Origin of the sequence: Phormidium sp. FACHB-592 (assembly GCF_014695795.1) — a bacterium.
Taxonomy (GTDB): Bacteria; Cyanobacteriota; Cyanobacteriia; order Leptolyngbyales; family Leptolyngbyaceae; genus Stenomitos.
On record NZ_JACJOZ010000089.1, the window covers coordinates 1 to 19,716 of the forward strand.

Genomic DNA, 19,716 nt, shown 5'->3' on the forward strand with positions numbered 1-19,716 from the left:
GCTAAAGGGTTACTACCAGCAGAGCATCTGGTTGATACAGCCTATGTAGACTCTCCACTCCTGCTGCATTCGGAGCCGCGTTATGGCCTTACGCTCATTGGACCGATGCGTCCGAATGTCAGTTGGCAGGCGAATGTTGATGGCAGCTATGACTTAAGCAAATTCCGCATTAACTGGAAAGCCCAAAAAGTGACTTGCCCACAGGGCAAAAAGAGTCGGAGTTGGTCAGAGGGCAAGGATATGGCAGACAGACAGGTCTTCCACGTCAAGTTCGCAACCAAGGACTGTCACCAATGTGCTCAGCGAGCCTTATGTACACGCTGCGAAAGTGCGCCTCGCCATTTGATGATTCGTCCCCAGCAAGAGCACAAAGCTTTGGCAGCAATCCGGCGACAGCAGCAGACCAAGAAGTGGAAGAAGCAGTATGACAAACGTGCTGGGATTGAGGGCACACTTGCCACAGGCATCCAAGTTCTGGGGTTGAGACAAACGCGCTATGTCGGCCTTGCTAAGACTCATCTCCAGCATATCTTGACTGCCTTAGCCATGAATTTAGCTCGGATTGTTGCTTGGCTGAAGGCAGAACCATTACCGAAACTTCGGGTGTCACGGTTTGCGGCCTTGGCTCCTGCATGAAACAGATGTAGCACATTCGCCAACAGCAACCATTGCTATACAAAGGCGTACCCCCGTTTCCTGCCTGCACTTAGCGGTATGCCCCATCAGGCTGATGTTAAAACGTTAAGGTGTACGAATGACAGGCAAGACTGTAGCACTGTTGCTCAACTCTCCAGCGTTGAAAATGGCAAACAAACCAGGGGTGACGCTGATGTTGTCAGTAAGCTTGAAATTGAGGAAGCCCTCTACCTAATACAGCGTGCGGTTGCCTGGGGTCAAACGTGCGTCCATTCTGTATTGATGTGAAGCTGCGGCTGCCCAAAGATAAGGTCAGCGGTACTCCCCTTACGGAACAGATCGTTCGCTTACGAGCCAACTAGGTTTTGAGCAAAGAAGCTGGGAATCTGGTAACTCTTTAATCACTAAATGCCTCCAGGTATTTCAGCCCTGAGCCTGTGTTGAATAAAACAATGCGCTCGTCCCGATCGAGCTTCTCCTGCTCGATTAAATGCGTAATCGCAGGGATGCAAGCACCCCCTTCAGGAGCGGCAAAGATTCCCTCAGTGGCTCCGATGAGCTTCACACCTGCTAGCAGCGCTTCATCGGTTACAGCAATGGCAGTGCCACCACTCTGGCGCAAAATCGCTAACATCATAAAATCTCCGATCGCCTTTGGTACTCGCAGTCCGGATGCGATCGTGCGGGCATTGATGATTTCAACTCCTGTTGTCAAACCAGACTCAAAAGCTTGAGCGATCGGCGCACAACCCGCCGCTTGCACACTGATCATCCGGGGGCGTTGACTCCCAATCCATCCCAGACGTTCCATTTCATCAAAGGCTTTCCACATCCCAATTAAACCCGTTCCACCACCAGTCGGATAAAGAATGACATCGGGTAGCTCCCAGCCCAACTGTTCCGCCAACTCATAACCCATTGTTTTCTTGCCTTCAACCCGGTACGGCTCCTTTAGCGTTGAAACATCAAACCAGCCTTCGGCGGCTTTGCGCTCTGCCACAATCTTTCCACAATCGGTAATCAAACCATCCACTAAAGTCACATGAGCACCCATTTGTTGACATTCGATGATGTTTGCTTTGGGAGTATCTTGCGGCATGAAAATGTACACCTCCAGTCCAGCTTTAGCAGCGTAGGCAGTAAGTGCCCCGGCAGCATTGCCTGCTGAAGGTACGGCTAGCGTTTTCACACCCAGTTCTTTCGCCATAGAAACGGCGACTGTCATACCTCGCGCTTTAAAGGAGGCGGTGGGATTTTGCGCTTCGTCTTTAATGTAAAGATGTTGCAATCCTAAAGATTGACCCAAGCGATCAGCTTTCAATAGTGGTGTCATACCCTCTCCCAACGTCACACAATGAGCGGGATCGTTGACGGGTAAAACTTCGGCATAGCGCCATAGCGTCGGGGAGCGATCGCGCAATGCTTCCTGAGTCAACGTTGTAGCGGCGCGATCGAGATCATAAGCAACCAGCAACGGTTTGCCACAGTTACATAGATTATGGAGCCGACGCGGCGCATAGTGGCTATTACAAGATGAGCAGTAGAGATGGGTTACATACATAATGCTAATGCCACTTAAGTAGTGTTTGCGGACTAAAAACACAGCATTCTGATAATTGATTGCTTTAATTTATCGTCCTAATAAAAAAGACTATTTACTGCTATTGTTTGCAGCCCATAGAGTGAAATCATAGCAAGTACAGCACAAATAGAACATAAGAACGAGCGCGTTTACAACGGCATCAAACAGTTTTTTAGTACAAGTAGTGCACTCATGAACTCAATTCAACCCACTTATGTAGAGCAACCAATTAGCTGACCGCAGCGACAAATTAGAAGTCTAGTTTTTCACGCCTGAAATCATTACTAGAAAGACACTTCATTTTTAGCGTTTCTGACATGGGGCTATAGAAATTGCTTCAACAGACGGTGTAGAAAGAATTGAATTGATAACAAACAAGCTGCCGTTCTGGTCAAATAGTTTGTCGCCTTTACAATTGGGTATTCATATACTTAACTCACCAAACTAACCCTAATTTGTTGTCTCAGCCCGTTAGTCAAAAACTCCCCCTTTAGTAAGATGCTTTAACAGCGACACACATCTGAGCAGAGGTTGACGCTGTCCAGTAGATGATAGCTTTGACGAAAAACGTCATGGCAGAACAACGTAAAAGGAGCCACACGATTAGCTGCTTGACCGTCCAGCTTATTTGGGTAACGAAATATCGCTAACACGTGCTTAAAGGCAAGATTCAAAAGCGGTTTCGAGAGTTGATTATTCAGATTTGTGATGCAGAGGGCATCAAACTTCTTAAAGGGACAGTAAGTAAGGATCAGGTCCGTGTACATTGAGTATCCTCCTTCCAAGTCAATCAGTGACATGGCGAAGCGCCTTAAAGGACGAACGTCCAGGTTGTTGCAAGAGTTTCCAGATTTAGAGAAGCAATATTGGGATAAGCCTCAATAAGATAAAGCCGCAAAAGATGACACTTATGAATAAGATTAAGATAAGCGTAGCAATTATACAAAAGGGTTACGCACATTCACCTCTTTACTATTCGAAAACCATTGAAGATTCGACAACAATTGAAAACTTTCTCCTGTAACGCTCCGAAGTCCCGATTGAGCTAATATTGTAATACGCTCTTAAAGGCAGTTATCATACTTTCGCTAGCAGTATCGATTACAACCTAACCTAAAATTAGTGCCGTGATTGGCTGCTTCTCTACGCTGATCTTAAATAACTACGATCTATATGAATTTAGAATCGACTAATGAGATTAAAGATTTAGAATCAACCCAAAAAACGAGAAATGACATTCATGTCGTCATTAAAATAGTCACGCTGCTGCTGGCATTAGCTATTTTGTCTACTTTCTTTGTGGTTATCAACGCCGGAGAACGAGGCATTCTGATGAAATTTGGTGAGGTGCAGGAGCAAATATTAGGAGAGGGATTGCATCTACTCATCCCGATCGTGCAGACCGTTGAACCAGTAAGTGTACGCGTTCAGAATCAGGAAATTTCTGCCGAAGCATCCTCAAAAGACCTTCAAGATGTCTATGCTGATGTGGCACTTAACTGGCATCTCATTCCAGAGAAGGTCAACATTATTTTTCAACGGGTTGGTAATGCCTTAGTCATTACCAATAGCATTATTAATCCAGCCGTTGAGGAAGTGTTGAAAGCTGTCATGGCGCAATATACGGCTGAAGAAATTATTACACGGCGTGGGGAAGTAAAAGCTGGTCTTGATCATGCTTTAACTGAGCGCTTGGCAAGCTATTACATTGCGGTTGATGACATTTCGCTCGTACATGCACACTTCTCAGAGCGGTTTAGTGATGCTGTAGAAGCAAAACAGGTTGCCGAGCAGGAAGCGAAACGAGCGGAATTTATTGCACGTAAGGCGGTCAGGCAGGCAGAAGCAAGGGTCAATTTGGCGAAGGGAGAAGCTGAAGCACAGCGGCTAATCCGTGAGACCTTAACGCCTGAATTGTTAAAGAAGCAAGCAGTCGAACGGTGGGATGGTAAACTGCCGCTGATTGTGGGTGATGAAACAGCAAAATTATTAGAGTTGGGATTGGATGATTTGGTGAAGTCTAGCCAGAAGTGATCGTTGCATTAGCTAGAAAAGCTTTCATCAAAGCGGTTTTGCAACAGAACATAAGGGACGATTGATGAGCAGGCAACCGTTGTAAATGCGATCGTGCGCCTAGACTCGATCACTCGTGTTGTTCATGCGTTAACAGCTTCAATACTTAAACCTTGCACTGCTTACGTCGTGGAGTAGATCCTCAAGCAAAGCGTTGGGTCAAAGCAGCGTGAAGCGGTCCTAAACCTGCCATGATTGAGCACTCGTTGTCTCCTTGTTACAGTGTGTACAAAAACTCCTCTTAATGTACTATATCTTGGTAGGTGATTCGTAGTATAAAGAACGTACTGGTTTTTAGGAGGGCTCGCGTGGGCATTTCGGTGCAGAGCATTTCCAAGTCTTTCGGCTCGTTCCATGCCGTTGACGACGTTAGCCTGGAAATTAAGATGGGTTCATTAGTGGCGCTACTAGGTCCTTCTGGATCTGGTAAATTGACCTCACTACGAATGATTGCTGGCCTGGAGCGACCCGATCAGGGCGAGATTTGGCTAACAAGCGAGAATGCTACAGATCGATCGGTACAAGATCGAAGCATTGGTTTTGTGTTTCAGCATCATGCCTTGTTTAAGGACTTCAAGCAACTTGAGCTAGAGCGTTATCAAACGGTCTTTGTCAAACCCAAAAAGTTAAAACCTTTCCTAGCCCTAGCTATGCCTTGAACTAAAGGGTGACTAATTGTTGTGATATCGATCTTTGTGGCAGCGTCTCAGTGCTCTTGAGCAGAGCGGAACCCAAGTGAGTTGAAGATGTGCGCTGTACAGTTCATCACCATTGGCTATGGCTTCGCTGAGGCACAGCCCACCCCCTTTTCAAGACTGGCATTGGCTCAATGCTTGTTCCTCAAGACGACTGCGCTGGTGTTTTCGCCAGACAGACAGCGGCTTGCATTATCTTCTACTCGTTGAACTGCCGCTTAGAGAACGCTGAGCCCAACGCAGGCGTGAAACAGTAGACAGCCGTCAAGCACTGAAAGTGCTTGGTTAAAACACCTCACATCGCTACTATCTGACATAGCAACATGGTTGAACCAGTGAAACAAGCGCTTAATCGTGCAAACGGTCGGCGCACTTCAAAAACACCAAACCCACCAGACTACGATCCGTTGGATTTGTCCTCCAAAATGGAGTACGCACTCATCGCGCTTTTAGAATTAGCAACCCAGACTGAGAAACAACCACCGCTGACGATCGGCGGTATTACGGCTAAACACGGCATTCCCGATCGTTACTTGGAACATATTCTCACCATCTTACGGCGCGGTGGTATGGTGCAAAGTCAGCGTGGTTCACGGGGGGGCTATGTACTTGCTCGTGAACCCTGGCAAATTAGTTTACTAGAAGTACTGGCGTTGATAGATGGTGCGCGAAAGGTGCGCGAGCAGACGCCTGCTTCAACGTCAGAGCGTGAAACCATTTATGCTTTCTGGCAACAGGCGAATACGGTTTCTCAAACCTTTTTGGGCAACTGTACGCTGCAAGATTTGTGCCAGCAGTTGAGCGAGCGCCGTCAAAAAAGCCCTATGTACTACATCTAAACCAGTCACACTTGCTCAAAGTTACTGGCTAGAGGCTGGCTTTCGAGACTGACGCTGCTTTTGGCTGGCGACCGCACTACAGAGAGTGTCTTGAAAGCTTTCCCTCGACAGAAGGAAGCTGTTGATCCTTAAGGATGATAAAATACGGAAAATTCGTCGAGATACCGTATTTAACATGGTGGATTTGAACGAGAGGCATGAAACGCTGGCGGCACTAGAACCAGGTGCTCCGCAACCAAGCAATTGGTCAGTGCTAACGCTGCTACGAGGACTGACAGCCAAAAAACTACGGGGCGGTTTCTTGTTTGGGGTGGGGTGGTTACTATCGCCGCTGTGCTGGTGGAATGATCTCATCTTTAATCTGCCCATCGCCTACGGGTTTGGCTTGCTTTGCCAGTTACTTGTGGCTGATTGGCTGCTGCCGGGGATGGTTGTAGGTTATTGGCTTTCTAACCTAGTTGGCATCTTCCTCATGCAAGCGGGTGCGGTAGATGTGTTTCAAGCTGAGATGCATGAACGCGATCGCAAGAAAGAGTTGCTGATCGGTGTGTGCGCTTCGACCGTTTTTACGCTAGCGATCGTGGTATTGGCGCAGTTTAAGTTCGTTGAGGTGCCTCTGCCCTTCGCGACAAACCCCTTGCATCTTGGTTTACAACTGCCCCTTACAGCGATCGGGCGGTAAGTGTGGACTATTTATTGCTTTCGTTTCTCAGCTTTGCCGTGGGCATTGTTGTAGGTTTAACTGGCATTGGCGGCGCATCGTTGATTACACCGATGTTGATCTTTGTCTTTCAAGTGCCCGCATCGATCGCCATCAGTTCTGATGTAGTAGCGGCGACCTTGATGAAAGTGGTAGGAGGCTGGCAGCACTGGCAACAGCAAACACTAGACCGCACTATAGCGAAGTGGCTAGCGCTGGGTAGCGTGCCCGGTTCGTTAGCGGGTGTGGGTCTTTTGCATCTGATGCGGCGCTCTCATGACCTTAATCTAGACGCATTGCTGCTGCACCTCATTGGTTACACCATTTTAGGCGTGACGCTCTTGGCGCTGTTGCAGCTACTGCTATTCTCGTTTGTGCCAACGCTTACAGTACCAGTGCTGCCAAAACTTGATCTGGAAACAGGGTGGGGACGACTTTTGACGATCGTGATTGGCGCAATTTTAGGGTGCATTGTGGGGCTGACAAGTGTTTCATCCGGCTCCATGTTTGCGCTAGTGCTGATTGCGTTTTTTCAGCTTGATGCACGCAAGCTAGTCGGCACCGATATTGTGCAGGCGGCGATTCTACTGAGCTTTACTGCTGTTGGGCATTTGACCTTAGGCACGGTTGACTGGAGTTTGGTTTTACCGATCTGGGCAGGCTCGGTACCGGGTGTCTTACTGGGTGCAAAACTTTGCCAGTTGGCACCGCAGAAAGCGCTGCGGTTTATGATTTATGTGATTCTTGTCGGGGTGAGTTGGAAGTTGGCGCATTCGGTGTGAACAATGGAGCAGTCCAAGCAAGCTCAAACATGGGCGAAGTTGCAGTCCTTTGGCACGTTTCTCAAGCAGTGGTTTAATAGACATTGGCGATCGCTGTTGCTGCTGCTGATCGGGGTTTATCTACCACTCCAGATTTTTGCGGTGCTGGCAGTGCAGGTCTGGTCACAAGATAATGGGTTCCACTGGGATCGCTCACTTTTAATCGCTATTCACGCGAACGCTCAAGCACCCCTCGATCAGTTTGCCACGTTCTTCACTAAGTTGGGCACGCGTTGGGGTGTGTTTCCGGCAACAGTTGCCATCATGCTGCTGCTGTTTGTCCGGCGGCAGTGGCGATCGTTGCTGTATCTTCTCATCACACTTCCGGGCTGTGCCTTGATTAACACAAACGCAAAAGTGTGGTTACACCGCGTCCGACCGCATCTGTGGGAAAAGACGTATTTACCTCAGGACTTTTCGTTTCCCAGCGGTCATGCCATGTCAAGTATGGAGTTCGTGGCAGTGCTGATCATTCTGACGTGGGGTAGCCGTTGGTGTGGTGCGGTTGTAGCGCTCGGCAGTCTCTTTGTGCTGACCATTGGCTGGACGCGGTTGTATTTGGGCGTCCATTACCCCAGTGATATTTTGGCGGGCTGGCTTATTGCCATTGCCTGGGCGATCGCTACTAGCTTTGTGCTTAAACCGCGCTTGATGACATCCAAAACCTTACTCAACGAGGACAGTGCCGAGCGTATCGAAGGGAATTGAAAACACGTAGTACACGACGCCTAAGCCCAGAATGAGCACTGCCATGCTGGCTAGCAAGACCCAGCGATCGCCAGGCTCATAAGTGTCGTCATCAATATCGTTGCGAACACTAAAGTAATGTTGAGTAGACAGTAGCACCATCAATAAGCCAACAATGGAGAAAGCCAAGCCCAGTTTCCATCCATTACCGGGCGGCTGTGGCGCGATTGGGGGACGCAAAATTCGTAGCCGCACAATCAGCACGCCAAAACCCATCAGGGCGATCGCGCTTCGCATCCAGGCTAGATAGGTACGCTCGTTAGCGAGATGATCGCGAACACGGTTGGGATTGCGTTTTCTAGCAAGCTCTGTTTTTTCGGCGTTTGCGTTCATCGGTTTAAGGAACAGTTGCATCAACAGGATCTCAGGTAAAAGCGGAATGGTTGGTGTCTGGGCAGAAGTGGGCTTCTTGACGCAAGCGGTGCGTTTAGACTGAAGCGAAAGCGTCAGAAACCCACTTGCTGTAAGTAGTTAATCTTCGATCGGGGCATTGGGTTTCGCAGCTTCGACATCGGCTTGAGTCAGGTTAGGAATGGACCAGGTGCCTTCACCCACCTTAAATACTTTGGCAGGCTTCACATTAAAGGTGATCGTGTCAGTATCAGGGTTTGCTTTTGCCACGAGTTGAGTGCCACCCACCACCTTGAAAGCCAGTGGTGCAGTGAGTGCGGGTGCTTCTGTTGTACCAAAACCATCGACTTTAGCGCCTGTGGGCAGATACACACCGTCACAACTGAAATCATCGTCGGTCACCTGACCATTACCTAAATAGTAAAGCGTGTTGGGTTGATCGGCTTTTTTACCTTTATGTACGTAGACCGCTAACGTTTTACCTGTTTCGTTGCGGCACTGTCCCCATTCGGTTGCCGATTCCAAAATGTACTTTTGCAAGTTCAACTCACCCAATTGTTGTTCGAGTGCTGCCGGTTTCCAAGCAGTTTGATTGGGATCTTGTTTGATTTTGAGCAGCTTGTCGATCGCCTGAGTCACATCTGTATAGTCAGGGGTTTCCGTTAATTTAACTGGGTCTGCCCAGGATGGCTGCACAACGACAAAATTAATGAGCATCACTAGAGCAATGAGGGCGAGTTTGAATCGTTTCATGGTTGTTTTCCTTAATAAAGCGTGAAAGTGGGACTGATTTTTGTGTCAAAAACGCGTGGTGCGTGATTCGTCATTCGTTCTTTTTTTCTTTGTTCCCTCCTCCTGGCTGGTGGCTGCTCTCTCAAAACTCTGGCAAAAGCCAATACGTCTCACTATCAATCAAAATAAAAACGCCTAAGCCGATTAACACAAAGGGAACGATCGTACCGCTGCGACGGGTGAGACCTTGAGCGATCATGGGTTGTCGAGTGAGTTGATACGGGGTCAAACAACAGACACTGACCATGACAAAAAAAGCTTAGAATAACGCCCAAACCTGGCAGACTCAGGACAAACAAAGCCGTGGATCCGAGGTGCCGCATCATAAAAATAGGCTTTGGTCGAAACGTGGCATTGACTTGAGCAAAGAAGAGCATTCAAATCACGATGTCATCAATGTTGGTTGCGGCAAACGCTGTCACCCCAGTAACAATGGCTTGTGTCAACCAATTCATGGCACTATGCTAAGAAACTCTTCTAATTCTTCTCCATCTTGGACACAGCCTTAGAAGTGGAGTAAAGCTTTGCCACTGACACCTGTTCCAGTTTGCGGAGCAGATTGAGCGTAAAGGTGCCGCTGATCAGGAGTGTGAGAACGACTAGCCCACGATTTTCGAGGGTGTGGCTATCAAGCAAAATCAACACACCTAGACCAATGAGAACATACGGCACGAGTTGATTGCCATACCGCGTCAGCATTTCAGCGATCGCTGGCACCTTCATCAACTGGTAGGCAGCACCACACCACACACCGATCAACCCAAAGAAGACACTCAGAATCACGACGAGGCTTTCCCAGGGGCTATTGGCAAACAAGGGCATATAGATGCCGATGTTATCGCCACCATTAGCAAACGTGACGGCTGCAACGCTGTAAGCCTGGGGTGACAGCATCGTGAGCCAGGTAGACGGTGTAGCTGAAGGCGACGTTTCTGTCTCGGCAGCCTCACTCTCTGTTTGCAGTAAACGGCTGATGCCGATCGCGATCGGGACAATGCCCAACATACCAATCCACGGACGCGGCAACAGCAGACCACTAAAAAAACCAGGTAGGCTGACTACAACTAGAGCAGCAAAGCCGAGATACTGACCCGCTACGACATGTCGTCGTCGAAACACGGTATTCACTTGTGAGAAGAACAACAGCAGAATCAAAATATCGTCCAGGTTGGTAGCTGTAAATGCAGTCAGCCCCGTTGTTATTGCTGCTAAAAGCTCATTCATGGCGGTTGTTCTCCCTATTGAAGGAATGACGATTCATCAGAAGCAGATGGAATGGTAACGGGGTCGGGGGCAGCAAATCTTACGTGAATCTCTTCCATACCGCGTTGCATTGAGCGCACAATGGCAGGCGATCGCAGCCGCTGCATGACAAACCAGCCACAGGTCACCGTCAGGTACAACAAGAACAAGTAGGGGAAGGCATCATAGGGCGCTGCCGGTATGGGAAACAAGGTGCTACCGGGAAGACCCACGCTACCCAAAATAGGAATGAGCATGAAGCCCACTGCGACCACTGCAATCAAGACATCGCGCACTCGTAATTGATGACAGCGGTACAGATAAACAGGTGCAGCGATCGAAATCAGCGTATACACCGTCAAAAAACCATAGCTGCACATCGCGCCCAAATAGCCCATACAGTCAAACAGCTTGATGTGAAACAGAGACAATGACGCAGGCACCAAAAACATCAGCAACGAACACAACGTGACAGCAATATGGGGAGTGCGGTTGTCTGCATGAGCTGTACCTAGAGAGGCTGGGAACAACCCGTGACGCGCCATTGTAAAGAAAACTCTCGCTGCCGGATTAATGCTGCCCAACACGCAGGCAAAGAAGCTAAACAGCGCTCCAACGGCAATCAACTCACCTAGAAAACCCACGCCCGCTTGCTGCGAAAGAAAGCCTAACGGTTCTTCTGTGTTGGCGATCGATATGCCCGTACCGCTAAAGCCCAATACTTCCACATAGGTGGTGAAGATAAAGAATAAACCCGCCAGCACCACACTGCCCATCACCGCTCTAGGAATCGTCTTTAAAGGTTTGCGTGCTTCATCACCCAACGAAGTTGCACTTTCAAAGCCTGAAAAGCCAAACATGACCAGCACTAAGCCCATTGCCACATTTCCTGGTGTCACACCTTGCAGCGTGAGCTGAGGCACATCCAATGCAAAGCCGTGATGCGCCCAAATGATCATCGCTAAAACCGTGATCAACGCAAGAGAAATGCCTTCTAGCCACAGCATGGCAACGGCTGAAAGCTGTACATCGCGGTAAGCAGCGTACCAGGCAATACCAGCACCGATCGCCAAGAGTGTCAGGCTAGAGGGATGAATGCCCCAATGCCCCAATAACACGCCGCCAAAGTTAGCAAACCCACAGAGCACCGACATCCCAGTAAATAAATATGCCAGTACTAAGCTCCAGCCACAAACTACACCGGCGGTCGGTCCCAGCCCTTTCACAATGTAGGTATAAAGCGAACCAGGTGAGGCAGAGCGACTCGCAAATTGATTGATGTTGAGACTAACAAACACTAGTCCCACCAACCCAATCACAAAGCTCAGCCAGGCACCATTACCAGCCAGCGCTACAATCAAGCCCAAATTGGATGCGGGTATGGTGATAGGCGCGATCACAGCAAACGACTGCGCCAACACTTCTCCCGAAGACAGATAATTTGGTCTTAAACCATGAACACTTTGACTCAATTGAACTTCACTCATCATGTGCAAATTTCCAAGCCTAGAAACTCCAATCGATGCCACTGCACCAACCTGGAATGTGGGGTTTGCTTCAGCAAGGTTTCCATGCAAAAAGCATAGTCTCAATGTAGAGAGCTATATCAATAGAATCAAATGTTCTTTGCTTGTTTATGCATAAAGCCAGGTTATGCATGATTAAAAGGCAAACTTGAATTGCGGGTGCCTACAGCCAGCATGGCACAGGAAGACTAGCCTACAATGATCCCATTAAGATGGTTAATGAAGCGATGGAGGTAACCCGCACAAAACTATCGCTTTCTGAGGGTTATAAAAGCGTCAGGTATTGATGAAACGATCGCTTTTGCCAGCCCTTAAAATGCTCTGATGACACTAGAACAATTACGCATTTTTTTGGCAGTTGCTGAACAGTTACACTTCACACGTGCGGCTGAAATACTTTATGTCACCCAACCTGCTGTCAGCGCCGCTATTCAAAGCCTGGAAACAGAATACAGCGTCAAACTCTTTCACCGCGTCGGTCGTCGGATTGAGATTACAGAAGCGGGCATCCTGCTACAGCTTGAAGCCCAAAAAATCTTGGAGCAAGTAGCGCTGACCGAACGGGGCTTACGGGAGTTGAACAATTTGCAGCGCGGTGAACTGCGTTTAGGGGCAAGCTTGACGATCGGGAACTACTGGCTACCCGCAAAAATTAGCCATTTCAAACATAAATATCCTGGCATCTCAGTCAACTGTCCCTTGGCAAACGCTGAAGAAATCTGCGAAGGCACCGCTACGGGCTTATTTGATCTGGGCGTTGTCACTGGTGATGTGAAACCAGCGCTCAAAAGTGTTTTAGAACAAACTGTCGTTGGGCATGAACGGCTACAAGTGGTTGTCGGCAAAACCCATCCCTGGTACAACCGCGCGCGCATTTCAGTACAAGAACTGATGGAAACAGGTTGGGTGATGCGTGAATCTGGGTCAGGGGCTCAACAAATGTTTGAGCAAGCGTTGCAGAACTGGGGCATTGATAGCGATCAATTGCCGATCGTTTTAATCTTGAGTAGTAGTGAGATGGTTAAAGCGATCGTGGAAACAGGGGTGGGTGCTGCCGCACTGCCTGAACTCATGATTCAAAAGGAATTACAACTACTAACCCTCCGCGCGATCGAGATTACCAGGAGCCGTAAAGGCATCGGCACCCTGCTCGAAATTGTGCAGCCTATTTGGAAAATTAAGCACCAGCAACGGTTTCAAACCAAACTAGCGATCGCCTTCGAGCAAATCTTAACGTCTGTCTAAGCGCTGGCAGCTCATCACGCGTAGCTTAATGGCACCCCAAGCTTTATAACTTGGTCATTGCGAGTTCAAGTCTCGCGACTGCGACCAATGCATAGATGTGTAAGGTCAAGACACCAGCCTGTGTTCGCGAAGCGTTCCCGAAGGGTAGCTGGTCATTAACAGGTTTCTCCATTCGGAGACGCTTTGCGAACGAGTCCCGCTAGGCACCCCTAACATGATGAACAACTGAATAGATGGAAGAAGGAAGACGATCGCCTACGCAATCCGAGCAACAAATTGTATTGGACTCAGGTTGCAAATGTGACTCAATGCGCCTGTGAGTGTGAATAGCCGTGGATCATCCCGGAATCGAAACACACGGTATAGATGGTAATGATCGCTGTAATTCTGGGAGACCGTTACCTCATTCTGGGAAACGAAGAATGGAACTTGCTTACCGTAAGCGGTTGTCTTGACTTCGATGAAGCGATCGCTCCCATTCGCTTCAAACGATCGAACATCAAAACCAGCCCCATTGCCCTCGGTCACAGCAATGTGTTCTACTCGGTCTGCAAGGCTTTCTTGTCCTAATCGAATGAGCCGCGCTCGCTCAAAATTAAGCACAAATTCTTCATCAGCCCTGCCAAGGGAGGCATTACGGGCTTCTCGTTCCAGATAATTGATGGCACGACGGACACGACGCAACGGTTTCGATCGCTCTACGGTTGGCGCAGGAGTGTATGGTTCAGGAGGCGAATCAAGCCGAGACAGTAAATCCTTGACAGTCGGGATGTTGGCAGGTTCTTCCACTACCTGCTGCACAATTACGCTAAAGCTTGAATCTGAACTGATGCGATCGACGCCAACCTCATAAAGTAGAGATTGATAATTGCCCAACGGCTTGTAGCCAAAGATGTAGGGATAACCAAACTTCATCAGAATGGCACTGATATTTTGGTGCTTTCGCTCAATGGCTCCTTCCGATCGCCCCTTAAGAAGTTGGATAAGGTCTCGTCGATGTGCAGCTTTGTTGTAAGGCTCCCGTCGTAATTCCAGGGAGAGCATGGTGAAGTAATCTGCAACAACAGCCTCGACTTCCGCTGGTGACCATTCACTTGGCACGTCATTTTTCCTTCCAGTCGAGAAGTTGAAACTTCAATTAACTGCCCTGCGTCGCTGCCAGAGTCTTCAGCGCAGTAATATAGTTTGCAATCTTATGGTCTTCAAAGCGTTGAGAGAAAAATTTCAGACTAAAACGAGGACCAAATCTATATTCTTGATCCACATGACTATAGCCCTGCCAGGGTCTTGGCAAAGCAGGCACCAGATCCATCCCATAAACAAAGCGATAGCTAGCGGGAACACGACGGTTAAAGGACTCTCTAAACCCCTGATTGCCAACTCTCGGCGCACCAAACGTGTAGATGTCGATCGCAAACTTACTTGAAAAGTTGTACTGCACATCAACGGCACACAGGGTTGCTAAGGCTCCGCCCAGACTATGACCTGTAACTGTCACACTTGTAGCAGCACGGCTCCTTAAATAGTTGTGAATTTGCTCTCGGACTGACAAGTAAGCTGCGACAAACCCCCGGTGCATTTTCGCACCAGATTGGCTTTCACCTTGATAGGGGTAGACTTGCTCTCGCTCCTGCACAATCTGTTCCTGAACTACTGTTTGCTGAAACTCAACCATTTCTTGCTCAAAGTTAAAGCTAGTGCTCCAGTCCAGACGCTTTTCACTGCCACGGAATACGATGTAGATGGCACCTGAGACATCCGACAAGAGCGCACATTGCGTATCAGTACTCGTTTGGTCAATCAAGTCTGGAGTCAGGTTAGGAAACTCACTAAATCGAAGCTGAGAGAAATCCTGATAGATTTCCTGCGAAAGAAGGGCACATTTGACCGCCTGAGAGTAGTTCACCATTACAAATCCTCTTTACCTAGTAAACCGACCTTAGCGCAGCACAAGTAACTAGAAAACAATACAAGTTTGTACGACTCAGCTAGTTTACTCTTCACTAAGTAGCCGCATTTTAGACTGTCCTGACGCTAAAAGTGGGTAAAAAAAGCGTTCAATAAGTAGCTGAGCATAATTCTTTATAAACTACCTTTTGACTTCGTATTCGACGTTGCGGCTAAGCTCAACGTCGAAGCCTAAGCGCTCAAGCCGAACGGCGTTCAGGTCGAAAGCTCACGCCGAAGTCTCAAGGCTCTTATTCCTGTATGCCAAAGGGTTGAGCGCAGTCGAAACCCAGTCTCTATCTCTAAGTAGTGCTTAATTTAGTAGTGCTTAATTTAACCCTTCTACTTATTAGGCTTTAGCACTTTTTACCTATCTATAGCTCAACTCCTTAAAGAGCCCGAACTACTAGCCAAACTTGTGAGAAGCATTGCCACAAAATGAGCGTCGATGTGTAGCCTGGAGGTAATCACGACACTTTGTTTTATGGCACACCTCACTCAACGCCGCTCCGAAAATGTGAGTGGTGACTTCTACGTTGATTCCACTTGCATTGACTGTGATACCTGTCGATGGATGGCTCCAGAAACGTTTCATGCGGCAGGTGATCAGTCTGCTGTGCACCATCAACCAACTAATGCAGCAGAACGTCTGCGGGCAATGCAAGCGTTATTGGCTTGCCCAACGGCATCCATTGGTACGATCGAAAAGCCGCAAGATATAAAGCAGGTTCACCACAGCTTGCCGATTCCCATTACAGAAACTGTGTATCACTGCGGCTATCACGCCGAAAATTCCTATGGAGCGGCTAGCTATTTGATTCAACGGCCCGAAGGAAATGTGCTGGTTGATTCACCTCGCTTTGCACCCCCGCTAGTGAAACGACTGGAGGCGATGGGCGGCATTCGTTATCTCTATTTGACTCACCGAGATGATGTGGCAGACCATCAAAAATTTCACCAGCACTTTGGTTGCGATCGTATCCTTCACCAAGATGAAATTAACCATTCCACCCAGGATGTTGAAATTCAACTATCAGGCTTAGAACCCTTTGAGCTAGAACCTGATCTGTTGATTCTTCCTGTTCCCGGTCACACCAAAGGGCATACGGTATTACTTTATAACAACACGATTTTGTTTACCGGCGATCACCTTGCCTGGTCAGACGAGCTGCATCACCTGTATGCCTTTCGCAGAGCCTGCTGGTATTCTTGGGCGGAACTCACCCGCTCAATGAAACGGCTGGCAGATTATTCGTTTGAGTGGGTGTTGCCAGGACATGGTCGTCGCTACCATAGCGATCGCTCAACCATGGCAGAGCAAATGCAAAAATGCCTGACCTGGATGGAAACTCAGTAGATTAGGTTTGTTGAGAAATAACCTGATTTTAAGAACGAGGTTTTCTGCTGTCCCCCCAAGTTAGGCTGCATGAAGATAGAAGTTCCATAAACCGACTGCATTAAGTATTAAGCGGTCATCGAAATTAGGTACACGCTTTCGGTAGACATCTGCTACGGCACGATAGCGCGTTCTACCAGCATGGGCATGTTCACCTACCACTCGTTAATGACTGAACCCTCGGCGCTCCTGCTTCTGTTGTTCACTCAATGCCTTACCCCTTGGTTTCTTGTGTGGCAAAGGAACGTTATCAAACTCGTTGTGTAAGGGCAAAACGGAGCAGCAACGCTTTAAAGGCAACGGTGACACTGTTATGTTCAAGGACTCGCCACAACAAGGGAACCGCCCGTCCACAGCACACTACCGACAGGTGAATCATGCAAAAGCGATTCCACAAAACCGTCGTATCTAAGGCTAAATACAATCGCGGTTGCTTCCATCCACTCAGAGTCGCCAGCACCAAGGGTCCGTAAATTGCCATCACGCTCATGCGGCAATCGTCCATAAATTGCTGCCAGCGTCGCTCCGTACTTTGCGCTTTCGTCGCTCGGTTGAGGGTCTTTTAGGGGCGATCGCTTCCAACTTTTGACTTTGGTATCACCGTCTTGGTGAACTCTTTATAACAACGTTGAGATTTTTCTCTCTACACCGGGAACGCTTGAAACAGCACTTACCCGGTCAAACCATGAACCTTCTTCGTTGGGCTGTTGTCTCAGTTGTTACTACTGCACTCTCTCTGTCAACTTCGGGGGCTTCTAGCCGACCGACTGAACCGGATTACCCCTGCTATGTGCAAACTCAGTCGGGGCGCATAGTTAACCTGACGGCTTTATGTACTGGTAAGCCAACAGCCATCAATGTCGCTAGTGATCCGATCGTTCGACAGACCGCCCTGAAGCCTCAGAAGCAAGCTGCTAAAGGTGGGCAGGTGGCTGAGACAGCACGCGAGATCAAAGGTCGTGGCGATAATGGTTGGACGCTTTCTGGCAAGGTGCAAAATCAGACAAAGCAGTCTATTCGTGACCTGAGAGTCACCGTTTCCATTGATGTTGGATCAAAAAAACTGGTGGAATCGATGCGGACTAAACAGTCAGCGGTGCCACCGGGAGGCTACGCCGATTTTGAGGTAGCTATACCAGGTGATCCAGATCATCGTCCTGATTTTCGTGTTGCTTTAACGCAGTGGCGCAACGAAGATGGCACGGCTGGTCAATACCCTTAAACGCATCATCAACATAACCCTTCAGATCCCTTACCCCCGATCGCTTGGTCGGGGGTTTCTTTTGATGTGCGGTTGTGGGCAGGTTTGAAGGAGCAAGACCTACCTTTCTTCCTCCTTTAGACCTGCTATGTCAAGCCGGAGCCTGACAAAGCGGGTTACTTGCCAGATTTGGTGGTGCTAGACGAGCGCACGATTGACGAGGACCCTCGTTGGCAGAAGGAATCAACTGTCTCCAAGGGAATCTCCACCTAACTCGTCATCGAGATCACCAGCAGCAATTGGCGTGACGACTATGAGCGCAAGTTGCCAGATTACGAAGAAATGGGCATCGCTGAATACTGGATTGTCGATTATCTCGTGCTCGGAGCCAATCACCACATCGATTCTCCAAAGCAGCCGTTAATCACGGTGTACCAGTTGATTGGTGGCGAGTATCAGTTCATGCAGTTTCGTGGTGCTGAGCCAGTACGATCACAGGTGTTTCCAAACTTGAGCTTGTCGGTTGACGACATTCTTGCAGCCTTGCAGCCACGCCAAAAGTAACGAAGTGCTGATTTTAGGCTTAAGGTGTTTGGCTGCTTTGGCTGGGCTTTAGGTTAGCAGCAAAGAATTTGCTTTATGCACTTGAAACAATACCGCTCACGCTGGCTGTACCTCTTTTTGGCATTGTTGATGCTCAGTTTAGGCTTGAGCTTAAGACAGCGGCTATAGGCGAAACGTTTTTTGTGTCCAGTCGCCTTTCTAAAGAGGTGGTAGCTGAAATGGCTGAGTTTACGGGTGAAGCAATGTCAAAGGCTCTAAGTGAAGCTGTTCTAAGTGAAGCTGTTTGAAGAGTACAAGAGCAAGGTCAAACTAAACCAATTAAGTTTTGGGCTTCTTCCACCGACAAAGACAAAACAGAAAGGCTGCTCCCGAACCAAGACTACTAGCGATCGCTAGGGCAGCAATTTCTCAAGTGGTTAAAGCGAAGTCAACTTGTTGACTGTTTGGCTTTGCAGTGCAAGCGACATGGGTTCCTCTTTGTTAGTTCCCTTAACGAACGCGAGGAAGCAGGGTGAAGGGGATTGGTCTCGCCCCTCAATTATCACCTCAGTTTGTAGTACAATTGCACTCATTCCCAAGGCTTTCCCAACCGGAGGCTGGATCTATGCCCTGTGACTTTGTTGGGTTTTCTGTCCTTTTGACTGCCGCTACTGTTTTGGCTTCGCTGCCTGCTTGGGCGTTCCGACTTGACCCAGCAGACAAAAGCTTTTACTACCCATTGGCAGAAGTCGTGCCGTTTTCGTCGCCGTTCGGTTGGCGAACACACCCAATCACAGGTGAGCAGCGTCTTCACTCTGGCGTTGACTTAGCGGCAGCTCATGGTGCTGTCGTTCAGTCGGCACACTCTGGTACAGTCGTCTTTGCAGGGTGGAAAGGTGGCTACGGTAAGACTGCGATTGTGAGTTACCCTGACGAAAAATATAAGACGCTGTACGCGCATTTGTCAGAGCTACTAGTAACCGAAGGGCAGGTAGTGCGGGCGAAGGACACGATCGGGCGTGTAGGCAGCACTGGTAACTCGACGGGTCCTCACTTGCATTTTGAATTACGCCGCTTCTCTGAGGGGCAGTGGGTTGCCGTTGATGCCGGGTCTCAACTGAGAGCGGTTGAGGCTTTTGTTCACGCGACGCCGCCGCCTTTGCAACCTGTGGCAGTTGCTGTCACGGTGTCACCACCAGAACCACCGTCTGAGTCTGTGGCGCTGAGTTTTGAGTTGCCGTCTCAGACTCAAAACTAACTGTGTTTTGCTGGCACGCTAACGCTAGTGCTGCGTCTTTACTCTTCGGTCTTTCTGCACTGCCCTTGCCAAATTGCTTGTTCTTCAACAATTTTTGCGATAGAACCAGTTTAGCAATGCCT

The 19,716-nt window shown here is 48.7% G+C and carries 22 protein-coding genes and 1 pseudogene; 14 read left to right on the top strand and 9 right to left on the bottom strand.

All coding sequences use genetic code 11. The features are described from left to right. Nucleotides 1–636, top strand: a 636-nt coding sequence (locus H6F86_RS24795) for a transposase (RefSeq protein WP_190452331.1), incomplete at its 5' end; no start/stop codon positions are given. Between the two features lie 397 nt (nucleotides 637–1,033). On the opposite strand, the gene H6F86_RS24800 is transcribed toward H6F86_RS24795, so the two are convergent. Further along, nucleotides 1,034–2,239, bottom strand: a complete 1,206-nt coding sequence (locus H6F86_RS24800) for a threonine synthase (RefSeq protein ID WP_199305481.1) — start codon at nucleotides 2,237–2,239, stop codon at nucleotides 1,034–1,036. Nucleotides 2,240–2,790: 551 nt separating this feature from the next. Here H6F86_RS24800 and tnpA point away from each other — a divergent pair. The 7 genes and pseudogenes from tnpA to H6F86_RS24835 all read left to right on the top strand — a co-directional run. Continuing rightward, nucleotides 2,791–3,094 (top strand): annotated as a pseudogene (gene tnpA / locus H6F86_RS32480) (IS200/IS605 family transposase); the annotation flags it as partial. Between the two features lie 297 nt (nucleotides 3,095–3,391). Beyond that, entirely contained in the window at nucleotides 3,392–4,252 is an 861-nt protein-coding gene (locus H6F86_RS24810; RefSeq protein ID WP_190452333.1) for a prohibitin family protein, read from the top strand. Nucleotides 4,253–4,599: 347 nt separating this feature from the next. After that, a complete protein-coding gene (locus H6F86_RS32485; protein WP_190452341.1) occupies nucleotides 4,600–4,950 on the top strand; it encodes an ATP-binding cassette domain-containing protein in 351 nt (116 codons plus the stop codon). Nucleotides 4,951–5,309: 359 nt separating this feature from the next. Next, entirely contained in the window at nucleotides 5,310–5,825 is a 516-nt protein-coding gene (locus H6F86_RS24820) for an Rrf2 family transcriptional regulator (RefSeq protein WP_190452343.1), read from the top strand. A gap of 175 nt (nucleotides 5,826–6,000) precedes the next feature. Continuing rightward, complete coding sequence (locus H6F86_RS24825; protein ID WP_190452345.1) at nucleotides 6,001–6,507, top strand: hypothetical protein; 507 nt, start codon at nucleotides 6,001–6,003, stop codon at nucleotides 6,505–6,507. A gap of 2 nt (nucleotides 6,508–6,509) precedes the next feature. After that, nucleotides 6,510–7,307 (top strand): TSUP family transporter, encoded by a 798-nt coding sequence (locus tag H6F86_RS24830; RefSeq protein ID WP_190452347.1) that lies wholly within the window; start codon nucleotides 6,510–6,512, stop codon nucleotides 7,305–7,307. A 3-nt stretch (nucleotides 7,308–7,310) separates the two neighbouring features. Continuing rightward, nucleotides 7,311–8,054 carry a phosphatase PAP2 family protein gene (locus H6F86_RS24835; protein WP_190452349.1) on the top strand — a complete coding sequence of 248 codons (744 nt, stop codon included), beginning with the start codon at nucleotides 7,311–7,313 and terminating at the stop codon, nucleotides 8,052–8,054. On the opposite strand, the gene H6F86_RS24840 is transcribed toward H6F86_RS24835, so the two are convergent. The 5 genes from H6F86_RS24840 to H6F86_RS24860 form a co-directional block, all read right to left on the bottom strand. Beyond that, nucleotides 8,013–8,426, bottom strand: coding sequence for a DUF202 domain-containing protein (locus H6F86_RS24840; protein WP_190452546.1), 414 nt, complete (start codon nucleotides 8,424–8,426; stop codon nucleotides 8,013–8,015). The two genes, H6F86_RS24835 and H6F86_RS24840, sit on opposite strands and share 42 nt — an antisense overlap. A gap of 138 nt (nucleotides 8,427–8,564) precedes the next feature. Continuing rightward, the gene (locus H6F86_RS24845) at nucleotides 8,565–9,197 is read right to left on the bottom strand and encodes a hypothetical protein (RefSeq protein ID WP_190452352.1); all 633 of its coding nucleotides are present in this window, start codon (nucleotides 9,195–9,197) and stop codon (nucleotides 8,565–8,567) included. A gap of 121 nt (nucleotides 9,198–9,318) precedes the next feature. Beyond that, the gene (locus H6F86_RS32490; RefSeq protein WP_242033680.1) at nucleotides 9,319–9,483 is read right to left on the bottom strand and encodes a hypothetical protein; all 165 of its coding nucleotides are present in this window, start codon (nucleotides 9,481–9,483) and stop codon (nucleotides 9,319–9,321) included. A gap of 230 nt (nucleotides 9,484–9,713) precedes the next feature. Then, a complete protein-coding gene (locus tag H6F86_RS24855; RefSeq protein WP_190452353.1) occupies nucleotides 9,714–10,460 on the bottom strand; it encodes a cadmium resistance transporter in 747 nt (248 codons plus the stop codon). A gap of 14 nt (nucleotides 10,461–10,474) precedes the next feature. After that, complete coding sequence (locus tag H6F86_RS24860) at nucleotides 10,475–11,968, bottom strand: APC family permease (protein ID WP_190452355.1); 1,494 nt, start codon at nucleotides 11,966–11,968, stop codon at nucleotides 10,475–10,477. Nucleotides 11,969–12,328: 360 nt separating this feature from the next. On the opposite strand from H6F86_RS24860, the gene H6F86_RS24865 reads away from it, so the two are divergent. Continuing rightward, on the top strand, nucleotides 12,329–13,249 hold the full coding sequence (locus tag H6F86_RS24865; protein WP_190452357.1) for a LysR substrate-binding domain-containing protein: 921 nt from the start codon (nucleotides 12,329–12,331) through the stop codon (nucleotides 13,247–13,249). A gap of 255 nt (nucleotides 13,250–13,504) precedes the next feature. Here the strand turns inward: H6F86_RS24865 and H6F86_RS24870 are convergent, their stop codons facing one another. Both H6F86_RS24870 and H6F86_RS24875 read right to left on the bottom strand, forming a co-directional pair. Further along, nucleotides 13,505–14,350 carry a DUF3883 domain-containing protein gene (locus H6F86_RS24870; protein WP_190452359.1) on the bottom strand — a complete coding sequence of 282 codons (846 nt, stop codon included), beginning with the start codon at nucleotides 14,348–14,350 and terminating at the stop codon, nucleotides 13,505–13,507. 37 nt (nucleotides 14,351–14,387) lie between these two features. Further along, nucleotides 14,388–15,158, bottom strand: a complete 771-nt coding sequence (locus H6F86_RS24875; protein ID WP_190452362.1) for a lipase family protein — start codon at nucleotides 15,156–15,158, stop codon at nucleotides 14,388–14,390. A gap of 522 nt (nucleotides 15,159–15,680) precedes the next feature. Between H6F86_RS24875 and H6F86_RS24880 the strand changes: the two genes are divergently transcribed. Continuing rightward, the gene (locus tag H6F86_RS24880) at nucleotides 15,681–16,553 is read left to right on the top strand and encodes an MBL fold metallo-hydrolase (protein WP_190452363.1); all 873 of its coding nucleotides are present in this window, start codon (nucleotides 15,681–15,683) and stop codon (nucleotides 16,551–16,553) included. A gap of 289 nt (nucleotides 16,554–16,842) precedes the next feature. Here the strand turns inward: H6F86_RS24880 and H6F86_RS24885 are convergent, their stop codons facing one another. After that, nucleotides 16,843–17,097: a hypothetical protein gene (locus tag H6F86_RS24885; RefSeq protein ID WP_190452365.1), complete on the bottom strand. Its 255-nt coding sequence runs from the start codon at nucleotides 17,095–17,097 to the stop codon at nucleotides 16,843–16,845. A 180-nt stretch (nucleotides 17,098–17,277) separates the two neighbouring features. Between H6F86_RS24885 and H6F86_RS24890 the strand changes: the two genes are divergently transcribed. From H6F86_RS24890 to H6F86_RS24905, 4 genes are all read left to right on the top strand, one after another. Continuing rightward, nucleotides 17,278–17,814 (top strand): hypothetical protein, encoded by a 537-nt coding sequence (locus H6F86_RS24890; RefSeq protein WP_190452367.1) that lies wholly within the window; start codon nucleotides 17,278–17,280, stop codon nucleotides 17,812–17,814. A 264-nt stretch (nucleotides 17,815–18,078) separates the two neighbouring features. Then, on the top strand, nucleotides 18,079–18,357 hold the full coding sequence (locus H6F86_RS24895; RefSeq protein ID WP_347241082.1) for a Uma2 family endonuclease: 279 nt from the start codon (nucleotides 18,079–18,081) through the stop codon (nucleotides 18,355–18,357). 68 nt (nucleotides 18,358–18,425) lie between these two features. After that, nucleotides 18,426–18,644: a hypothetical protein gene (locus tag H6F86_RS24900; protein ID WP_190452369.1), complete on the top strand. Its 219-nt coding sequence runs from the start codon at nucleotides 18,426–18,428 to the stop codon at nucleotides 18,642–18,644. Between the two features lie 317 nt (nucleotides 18,645–18,961). Continuing rightward, nucleotides 18,962–19,594, top strand: a complete 633-nt coding sequence (locus tag H6F86_RS24905) for a M23 family metallopeptidase (RefSeq protein WP_190452371.1) — start codon at nucleotides 18,962–18,964, stop codon at nucleotides 19,592–19,594. Nucleotides 19,595–19,716 lie beyond the last annotated feature (122 nt).